Consider the following 9,087-nt stretch of genomic DNA (forward strand, 5'->3'; position numbering starts at 1 on the left):
GGGACGGGATTAGTGACACTGGCTAAAGCATTACAAATGCCGACACCGTATCCCAGGCACTTGAGCAAAAACCTTCAGGCTTTTCCCAACCATTGCATATAAAAGTCTGCCCAAGTTCCATTGAACAGGCATGCTCTAGAGGATTCTCATATTCATCTATCAGGTCGTCATAGTGGGCAATTTTCTTTACTGTAATATGGTCTAAAATTAGATAATATGCAAATCTTTTGTGTTGTGGTATGCTTCTAAAGTCTGGTAGACATTCAACGATTATAATCTTGAAAATTCATTTCAGAATGATCATTCCTAATTATACAAATTTTATTATCAGCTTTGCGCAGAACTGATATATAATCAAGGCGAGAGGTTCATATTTTTCTCGCTGTACTTTAGGAGCAGATATGGAACAATATGAAATAGTATGTAAATATGCTGATATAAAAGTAAAGGAGGTGCGGACATGGCTACATCAAGCATTTTTCATAACGTAGTAATTAATGATTCAAAAAAAGCAGATGCTTTCATTTCAGCGATTGAAGCATCTATAGCAGATCCATACAAGACATCAGAAAAGCCTGAGACCAAAGTTGAGTCTGATCCTGGTAAGATCAGTCATTTAATCGACCTTTGGAAAAAGGAGACTGTTAAGTAAATGACTCCAATTGTTTTCAACATACTTGATTTGATCGACATTGGTGGCAGCGATGTAATAGAACACAAGCTTGCCACCTTTTCGTCGCCTAAAAATCCCGAAATTGAAAATTTTATAAAATATAGGGCGATAAGCTTTGCTATAGGAAAGCTATCAATAACATATCTTGTGAATGATGATCAGACAGGAAATATCCTGGGATATTTTTCCATTACACATAAGTCTATTATCATAAATGGAGATAACTTATCCTCCACAACCAAGAAAAAGCTAGCAAGGTATTCCCGGATGGATGCTTCTACAGGAAATTACATGGCTTCATCTTTCCTTCTGGCTCAGTTTGGAAAAAACTATGCATTAGAAAAAACAGATCGGATAGATGGTTCAGATCTTATGCGTCTAGCTACGGATGTGCTAATAAACATTCAGCGTCAGATAGGTGGAGGAATAGTTTATCTTGACTGTGAAGATAATGAAGCTCTTATATCGTTTTATAAGAAGCAAAATTTCAAAGAATTTGATGATCGATTTTCATCAAAAGACAATCAGAAATATATTCAGTTTATGAGATTCTTCTGAGATGTGCAACAATAGGATCCCCTAATTTCTTTCTTCTAAAATCAATAGATAGCCTTTCCTTTCTGGGATTTTCAAACAATATCACAGTCTTCATCCATGGTTTCCAACAGAAAACTGACCGGTCTGAAACCGTCGTTACATGAAATCATAGCTGATTTCGGATTCTTCATCCAACCGTCATAGAAGTTTTCCCCACCGTGAGCCAAAGCCATTACAAATGCCGACACCGTATCCCAGGCACTTGAGCAAAAACCTTCAGGTTTTTCCCAACCATTGCATATAAAAGTCTGCCCAAGCTCCATTGAACAGGCATGTTCCAGGGGATTCTCATACTGCTCTATCAGATCGTCATAGTGGGCAATTTTCTTTACTGTAATACGGACCTTTTTCATGGGTAGTCTCCTTTGCTTGTATGATATACTATTAGAGTATATAATTCTTTGCTTTTATACATTATGAGCAAAGACTAATTTCTACATCATACAAGATATTATACATGACGGAATGCTTTATGATTATTATAAAGCAAATGAAATATCTATAAGGACAATTTACGGAGGAGTTAAATGTTTTATCTGATTGAAGAAACATTGAAAGAAATCAAAAAGGAAGATTTAAAAACCACGGACAAGCAATATGTTGCCGTGTTGTCCTCCGATGAATGGAAACAGGATTTGGATATGTTTGAAATGGGTATAGATATAGGCCCTGATCTCTCTGAGATATTCACTACAAAAGCAGAAGTGAACTATGATTCTCTTACAGGTTCATTTTCTATTCCAAACAGAAATGATCTTTCGGGAACGGACAGCAAGTTTGCCTTCGTACTTGACGAAAAAGGAATAGTGTTTATCGATGACAGCGGTAAGGCAGAAGAACTGATAACCAATATCCTGCGTGTGAAAAAGTGGAAGTTTCCGAGTCTTGAAAGATTTATATATGATTTTCTGGATCAGATAGTGATAGATGATTTAAGGCTCATGGAAAAATACGAGTGTGAGCTGGATTCCATGGAAAAGACTATCATGGACGGTAAGGACTCGTTTCCATCAGTCAGACTGAATGATATCAGAAACGATATACGAAATCTTCGTATCCATTATGAACAGCTCCTGGATCTAGGTCAGGAACTTGAAGAGAATGAAAACAATTTCTTTAAGCAAAAAAACCTGAGATACTTCAGGCTGTTTTTAAATCGTGTGTCAAGACTTCATGACTATTCGGCTTCGTTACGGGATTATACTATGCAGCTGAGAGACCAGTACAAGGCACATCTGGATATCAAACAAAACAGCATCATGACGATACTGACGGTTGTTACAACGATCTTTATGCCGCTTACGCTTATAGTAGGATGGTACGGGATGAATTTCCGATACATGCCTGAACTTGAATGGAGGTGGGGATATCCTTTAATAATTGTTGTAAGCATTCTGATTGCTGTGGGTTGTTTACTGTTCTTTAAAAAGAAAAAGTGGTTGTAGTTAAACAGGATGGTGCTCCAGAGCTTTATCAATACATGATGAAAACCATCTATTATTGAAGCAGGATCATCTTTAGGGATTTACAGGGGAACTAAGTATATTTATATGAGAAAAACGGAGGTGAGTTATGATCAATGCTGTCGGCAGGGAAATACCTGATGAGATACTCAGAGAGTACGGAAAAGAACCGTTTAACGGAGTTCATTACAGAGACAATAAGCCATATAAAAAGGCTGAAGTTACGGCTTGTGGCATGGTTGATCCAATGAGAAACAAGATGGTGTCATCCATAAGGGAAGCGATGGAAAAATGCAACGCCCATGATGGCATGGTTTTCTCATTTCATCATCATTTCCGGGATGGGGATCATATAGTCAATATGGTGATGCAGACTGCCTTTGAAATGGGACTTAAGGATCTGACAGTCTGTGCCAGTTCCATTGGCGCTGCCCATAGTGTGGTTGCGGATCTAATCGAAAAAGGCATCGTCACAGGCATACAGACTTCCGGAATCAGGGACCGTATAGGAGAGGCCGTATCATATGGAAAGCTTAAGACGCCTGCCATTATCCGTTCTCACGGTGGACGTGTGAGAGCTATTGAGGAAGGTGATGTACATATAGACATCGCATTTATCGGGGCTCCTACAGCGGATGAATACGGGAATTTAAGGGCAGTAGGCGGAAAGAGTGACTGCGGTGTTCTGTCATACTCTATGGTGGATGCAAAATATGCAGACTACACTGTGGCAATTACAGACACTCTTGTACCGTTCCCCAATTATCCGCCATCTATCCCAATGACTGATGTGGACTATGTCTGCGTGGTGGATGAGATAGGAAATCCTGCAAAAATAGCCAGCAATGTTATCCGGATGACTCAGGATGTAAGAGAACTTATGATGGCGGAAGACTGTGCAAAGGTCATGGCAGCAACGCCGTTTTTTAAAGATGGTTTTTCTTTCCAGACCGGAGGAGGCGGAGCTTCCCTTGCGGTTACACGATTCCTGGAGCCACTGATGGAGGAGAGAAACATTAAAATGTCTTTTGCCATCGGCGGTATAACGAAGCCCATGTGTGACCTTTTGGAAAAGGGTTATATCAGAACCGTTGTCGATGCCCAGTGTTTTGATAAAACAGCTATAGAATCGGTAAAAAATGATCCGAGGCATTATGAGATTTCAACCTCAGAGTACGCAAATCCTCTTAACAAGGGAGCCTTCGTCAATAAGCTGGATTTTGTGATCCTTGGAGCCCTGGAGATAGATACCGGTTTTAATGTAAATGTCACAACAGGCTCAGATGGTGTGCTGCGAGGGGCACCGGGAGGACATCCGGATACGGCAGCCGGAAGCAGATGTTCAATCATTGTTGCGCCTCTTATAAGAGGACGCATACCCACAGTGGTTGAAAGGGTTGTCAATGTCACCACCCCGGGTGAAGCCGTTGATGTTCTGGTTACGGATTATGGTGTAGCCATTAATCCAAAAAGGAAGGATCTTATAGAATGTCTTTCTGCGTCAGGGCTTCATATCATGACTATTCAGGAATTGCTTTCGACTGCATTAAACATCGTCGGGAAACCTGAACCCATTCATTTTGAAGATGATATAGTAGGAATAATTGAAAGCCGGGATGGTACAATAATGGATGTGGTCAGACGCATAAAACCGCAAACAGAGATACATGAGATCATAGGGTGATAGGGCAAACGGTGAATATGTAAGGACCATTAATATAGTGTCGGAATTCTCGGAAGTGAAATAAAAGCCACCCCCCCGTTTCTTCTTAATCAGAAGAAACGGGGGGTGGCTTTAAGTGTTTCAAAGAATATGAAACGATTCGTGATTAATGATTTTAAAAGATTGTATAAACTCTGCCTGGTAGAAACCGTTTTAAGCCCCGGCCTTAAATACCTTGCCGCTGCTTAACCAGCTTCTGATGTCTGATACTCCGAGAAGTTTCTCGTAGCTGTTGCCGGATGAGATAACAAGAGTAGGAGCCTGTTTGATTCCAAACTTTTCTACAAGTGTAGGATTTTCCATTGCATCCATGATCTCATAATGTACGCCTGCTTCGTCAAGAAGTGATCCGGCAATCTTGCAGTTAGGACATGTAGGAGTCTTGAACAGCATGATGGTATCTTCGGCAGCAGGAGATGAAATTGTGTTTGTTTCATTTTCCGGCTTGATAGCATTGGTCTCAGCCTTTGGCTTCATCTTAAGTCCTTCGTGAGTCAGCTTGGAATTTCCGAGATTATAAACCTTGCGGTCTTTGTACTCCTGAGCCTTTCCGTCATTCCAGTTGGCGATAGGTCTGTAGTAGCCGGTGATACGGCTGTAAACCTCTGTCTTTGCACCGCAGTGAGGACATACTGTCTGTTCGCCTGTAAGGTAACCATGCTCCTTGCATACTGAATATGTCGGTGACATGGTGTAGTAAGGTAGTTTGTAGTTCTCTGCAATCTTTCTTACAAGGCTGGCAGCTGCTTTCCAGTCAGGAAGCTTCTCACCAAGGAATGCGTGGAACACGGTTCCTGAGGTGTAAAGAGTCTGCAGCTCATCCTGGATATCAAGTGCTGAGAAAATGTCCTCAGTATATCCAACAGGAAGGTGTGATGAGTTGGTGTAGTAAGGAGTTCCGTCCATGTTTGCTGTGATGATCTCAGGATAAAGCTCCTTGTCATGCTTTGCAAAACGATAGGTTGTGGACTCTGCAGGAGTTGCTTCCAGGTTGTAGAGCTCACCGTCATACTGAACCTGATACTCTGACAGGCGGTTTCTCATGTGGTTGAGAACATCCTGTGAGAACATCTGTGTACGTTCATCAGTCATATCTGCACCGATCCAGTTTGCGTTGAGGCCGACTTCGTTCATACCGATAAGACCTATGGTAGAGAAGTGGTTTGCAAATGTGCCGAGATATCTCTTGGTGTATGGGTACAGACCCTGCTCCAGAAGCTTTGTGATGACCTGTCTCTTGGTGTGGAGTGATCTTGCTGCGATATCCATAAGATGATCGAGTCTCTTATAAAAGTCTGCTTCGTCAGAGGCAAGATATGCTATACGCGGCATATTGATAGTAACAACTCCTATAGAGCCTGTTGACTCTCCGGAACCAAAGAAACCGCCGCTCTTTTTACGAAGCTCTCTCAGATCCAAGCGGAGTCTGCAGCACATTGAACGGACATCTGAAGGCTCCATATCAGAGTTTATGTAGTTTGAAAAATAAGGTGTTCCGTATTTGGCAGTCATTTCAAACAGAAGCTTGTTGTTCTCTGTCTCAGACCAGTCGAAATCACGTGTGATGGAATATGTCGGGATAGGATACTGGAAACCGCGTCCGTTGGCATCGCCCTCGATCATGATCTCGATAAATGCCTTGTTTACCATATCCATTTCCTTCTGACAGTCGCCGTAGGTGAAATCAAGTTCTTTTCCGCCAACAATGGCGTTAAGGTTTCTGAGATCGGAAGGAACTGTCCAGTCCAAAGTGATATTTGTGAAAGGAGCCTGTGTTCCCCAGCGGCTTGGAGTATTTACGCCATAAACAAAGGACTGTATGCACTGCTTGACTTCCTTCTGGGAAAGATTATCCACCTTTACAAAAGGAGCCAGATAAGTATCGAATGATGAGAAAGCCTGTGCGCCTGCCCACTCGTTCTGCATGATTCCAAGGAAGTTAACCATCTGATTGCAGAGAGTAGAAAGATGGTTTGCAGGTGAAGATGTGATCTTACCCGGAATACCGCCGAGACCTTCCATAATAAGCTGTTTCAGTGACCATCCTGCGCAATAGCCGGTCAGCATGGAGAGATCGTGGATATGAATGGCAGCGCTTCTGTGAGCCTTGGCAATTTCATCATCGTATACTTCTGAAAGCCAGTAATTGGCCGTGATGGCACCTGAATTTGAAAGAATGAGACCGCCAACAGAATAGGTGACAGTTGAATTCTCTTTTACTCGCCAGTCATTGATCTTTAAATAGTCATCCACGATATCCTTGTAGTTAAGGAGGGTGGAATTGACATTACGTACCTTCTCACGCTGCTTACGATAGAGAATATATGCCTTTGCAACATCGGAGTAACCGGACTCGGAGAGAACCTTCTCTACACTGTCCTGAATCTCTTCCACGGTGATCTTGCCATCCCTGACCTTGGTCTCGAAATCTGAAGCTACTCTAAGTGATATAAGGTCAATAACGCTTGAATGATATTCCTTCTCTAAAGCTTCAAATGCCTTTGTGATGGCTGCTGATATTTTGGAAATATTGAACTCAACTATAGCGCCATCTCTTTTAACTACCTGATACATAGGATCCCTCCCCCTGTGTTTTTGTGATAATTTAACGATAACACAAAGGGATCGAAGGTTCAATATGTAGAAGTGCATTGTAAGTAAAACGCAAGATATTGTGGTTAACGACATTTTGATCAGATGGAAAAAGACATAAAAAAGCGGATATGATACGCAAAAAATGTGTATCATATCCGGTCATCTTTAGTATCCGAATGCAAGTGCGCCGCCGTCGAGTGCATAGTCCTGTCCTGTGATATATTTTCCGTGAGGGCCGATCAGGAAAGCTGCCATTGCACCTAAGTCTTTGGTGTCACCGAAATCATGTACAGGGATGCGGTTCAGGATCTGTTGTCTTCGTTTGTCATCCATAACCTCATCCAGCATCTTGGAGTGGAACCAGCCGGGAGCAATGGAGTTTACACAGATGTTATCGTTTGCCCATTCTATGGCAAGACCTCTTGTTAATCCACAAACTGCAGCTTTACTTGTACAGTAGGGGACAACCAGTGAGAATCCAAGATGTGCACTCATGCTGGAGATATTGATGATCCTGCCTTTGAAAGGACTTTTTTTCAGATAAGGATAACAGAGCTGTGACATGGTGAAGACGCATTTAACATTAGTATCCAGAACACGATCAAATTCTTCTTCGGGTACTTCCTGAGCAACACACTTATAAGTGGTTCCTGCGTTGTTGACGAGGAAATCAAGATGTCCTTCGTGTTTATCTGCAAGTTCTGCAATAATCTTTGTCATGGCGGCTTTATCGTTAATGTCACCTTTGATATGTATGGTGCCGGCCACACTGTCAGGGAAACCATCCTTAACTTTGCCGGTTCTGGAAATTATGTAGACCGTCGCACCCTGAAAAGCCAGCATATTTGCAATGTCAAGACCGATGCCGCTTGAACCGCCTGTTACGATTCCGGCATATCCTGTAAGTTCACCCATGATTTAATTACCTCCTGATTTGCGAATGATGTATTTTATATGGCGGCACGTTTTGGATTATTACGCTGTGCCACAGACAAAAGATAAGGTTACTTTAATAATTAAAATTCTCTATGTTATAATGACTGCATATTTCTTGATCTGAAAAGATTTATAAAATCTCCCACGGCTGAAAACCTTGGAGCTTTAGCTCCGAGGATGAAAGCCGCTTTGCTAAATTAACATCTCGCCTAAGCGAGATAAACAAGATATAATTCTATCCCATGAATAAAGGATATAAACATGGAAATCGAAATAAATATCTACTTCGTTACCACTTAATTTTAGTATGTAAATATCGCAGACATTTGCTAAGTGCTAATAATATCTCTTCAGATATGAAGACACTTACTAAAACCATCTCTAACAAACATAATGTTCTGATACATTATATGGAAGTTGACAAAGATCACTTACATATGATGATAGAAACAACACCTAATATTAATTTGTCAGATTATGTAAGAACTTTAAAATCGTACACTACATTTCACATTTGGAAGAAATATTCTCCCTATCTCGGCAAATGCTTTTGGAAAGAGAAAACATTTTGGTCAGATGGATATTTCATAAGTAGTATTGGTGAAGTGAGTAGTGATACTCTTAAACATTACATAGAGAATCAAGGAAAGAACACTTGATAATATACAACAATGTTGTATGATGATCTCAAGAGGTAATACTTATGACAATTTTAGAGTTACGTCAAAAAACAGGACTTTCACAAAGTCAATTTGCTAAACGTTTCCATCTTAATGTGCGCACAGTACAAACATGGGAACAAGGTACTCGTAAAACGCCGGATTATGTAATATGGCTAATAACTAAAGTGATTGAATTGGAGGAAATAGTAAATGCCAAAAGGGATGGAATTTAGAATCTATCCAAACAGAATACAAGAAACCATTATCCAAAAAACATTTGGCTGCTCAAGAGTTGTATATAACTCAGGTCTTGCTCTTCGTATTGAAGAATACAAGAATGGTAATTCTGTTGGATATAAAGAAACTAATTCCATGCTCACTTCCATGAAGAAAACTGAAGAGTATTCATGGCTTAAAGAAGTTGATTCTATTGCCTTG

11 protein-coding genes are annotated in these 9,087 nt (G+C 40.9%); 7 read left to right on the top strand and 4 right to left on the bottom strand.

All coding sequences use genetic code 11. The annotated features are described in order from the left end of the window. Positions 1-22 precede the first annotated feature (22 nt). Complete coding sequence (locus tag BLV86_RS18690; protein WP_334292867.1) at positions 23-286, bottom strand: TIGR04076 family protein; 264 nt, start codon at positions 284-286, stop codon at positions 23-25. A gap of 174 nt (positions 287-460) precedes the next feature. On the opposite strand from BLV86_RS18690, the gene BLV86_RS13680 reads away from it, so the two are divergent. After that, a complete protein-coding gene (locus tag BLV86_RS13680; RefSeq protein ID WP_090818512.1) occupies positions 461-652 on the top strand; it encodes a hypothetical protein in 192 nt (63 codons plus the stop codon). After that, complete coding sequence (locus BLV86_RS13685; protein WP_090818515.1) at positions 653-1,231, top strand: hypothetical protein; 579 nt, start codon at positions 653-655, stop codon at positions 1,229-1,231. A gap of 71 nt (positions 1,232-1,302) precedes the next feature. On the opposite strand, the gene BLV86_RS13690 is transcribed toward BLV86_RS13685, so the two are convergent. After that, positions 1,303-1,623 carry a TIGR04076 family protein gene (locus BLV86_RS13690; RefSeq protein WP_090818518.1) on the bottom strand — a complete coding sequence of 107 codons (321 nt, stop codon included), beginning with the start codon at positions 1,621-1,623 and terminating at the stop codon, positions 1,303-1,305. A 174-nt stretch (positions 1,624-1,797) separates the two neighbouring features. On the opposite strand from BLV86_RS13690, the gene BLV86_RS13695 reads away from it, so the two are divergent. Together BLV86_RS13695 and citF are read left to right on the top strand one after the other, a co-directional pair. Further along, positions 1,798-2,715, top strand: coding sequence for a magnesium transporter CorA family protein (locus tag BLV86_RS13695; RefSeq protein WP_090818521.1), 918 nt, complete (start codon positions 1,798-1,800; stop codon positions 2,713-2,715). Between the two features lie 127 nt (positions 2,716-2,842). Beyond that, entirely contained in the window at positions 2,843-4,417 is a 1,575-nt protein-coding gene (gene citF, locus BLV86_RS13700; RefSeq protein ID WP_090818523.1) for a citrate lyase subunit alpha, read from the top strand. A gap of 192 nt (positions 4,418-4,609) precedes the next feature. On the opposite strand, the gene BLV86_RS13705 is transcribed toward citF, so the two are convergent. Beyond that, positions 4,610-7,030: a ribonucleoside triphosphate reductase gene (locus tag BLV86_RS13705; RefSeq protein WP_090818526.1), complete on the bottom strand. Its 2,421-nt coding sequence runs from the start codon at positions 7,028-7,030 to the stop codon at positions 4,610-4,612. Positions 7,031-7,216: 186 nt separating this feature from the next. Then, the gene (locus BLV86_RS13710) at positions 7,217-7,966 is read right to left on the bottom strand and encodes an SDR family NAD(P)-dependent oxidoreductase (RefSeq protein ID WP_090818529.1); all 750 of its coding nucleotides are present in this window, start codon (positions 7,964-7,966) and stop codon (positions 7,217-7,219) included. Between the two features lie 263 nt (positions 7,967-8,229). Between BLV86_RS13710 and tnpA the strand changes: the two genes are divergently transcribed. From tnpA to BLV86_RS13725, 3 genes are all read left to right on the top strand, one after another. Continuing rightward, positions 8,230-8,646 (top strand): IS200/IS605 family transposase, encoded by a 417-nt coding sequence (gene tnpA, locus BLV86_RS18695; RefSeq protein WP_090818533.1) that lies wholly within the window; start codon positions 8,230-8,232, stop codon positions 8,644-8,646. 44 nt (positions 8,647-8,690) lie between these two features. Then, on the top strand, positions 8,691-8,882 hold the full coding sequence (locus tag BLV86_RS13720; RefSeq protein ID WP_044915878.1) for a helix-turn-helix domain-containing protein: 192 nt from the start codon (positions 8,691-8,693) through the stop codon (positions 8,880-8,882). Then, on the top strand, positions 8,860-9,087 hold a 228-nt coding region (locus BLV86_RS13725), incomplete at its 3' end, for a helix-turn-helix domain-containing protein (protein ID WP_175456564.1). The genes BLV86_RS13720 and BLV86_RS13725, both read left to right, overlap by 23 nt.

The organism is Oribacterium sp. KHPX15, from assembly GCF_900107835.1.
In the GTDB taxonomy this organism is placed as follows: Bacteria; Bacillota; Clostridia; order Lachnospirales; family Lachnospiraceae; genus Oribacterium.

What these genes read in the sequence shown, in the direction of transcription:
- BLV86_RS13680 (WP_090818512.1), top strand. Translation starts at nt 461, where the DNA reads ATGGCTACATCAAGCATTTTTCATAACGTAGTAATTAATGATTCAAAA.
- BLV86_RS13685 (WP_090818515.1), top strand. Translation starts at nt 653, where the DNA reads ATGACTCCAATTGTTTTCAACATACTTGATTTGATCGACATTGGTGGC.
- BLV86_RS13690 (WP_090818518.1), bottom strand. Translation starts at nt 1,623, where the DNA reads ATGAAAAAGGTCCGTATTACAGTAAAGAAAATTGCCCACTATGACGAT.
- BLV86_RS13695 (WP_090818521.1), top strand. Translation starts at nt 1,798, where the DNA reads ATGTTTTATCTGATTGAAGAAACATTGAAAGAAATCAAAAAGGAAGAT.
- citF (WP_090818523.1), top strand. Translation starts at nt 2,843, where the DNA reads ATGATCAATGCTGTCGGCAGGGAAATACCTGATGAGATACTCAGAGAG.
- BLV86_RS13705 (WP_090818526.1), bottom strand. Translation starts at nt 7,030, where the DNA reads ATGTATCAGGTAGTTAAAAGAGATGGCGCTATAGTTGAGTTCAATATT.
- BLV86_RS13710 (WP_090818529.1), bottom strand. Translation starts at nt 7,966, where the DNA reads ATGGGTGAACTTACAGGATATGCCGGAATCGTAACAGGCGGTTCAAGC.
- tnpA (WP_090818533.1), top strand. Translation starts at nt 8,230, where the DNA reads ATGAATAAAGGATATAAACATGGAAATCGAAATAAATATCTACTTCGT.
- BLV86_RS13720 (WP_044915878.1), top strand. Translation starts at nt 8,691, where the DNA reads ATGACAATTTTAGAGTTACGTCAAAAAACAGGACTTTCACAAAGTCAA.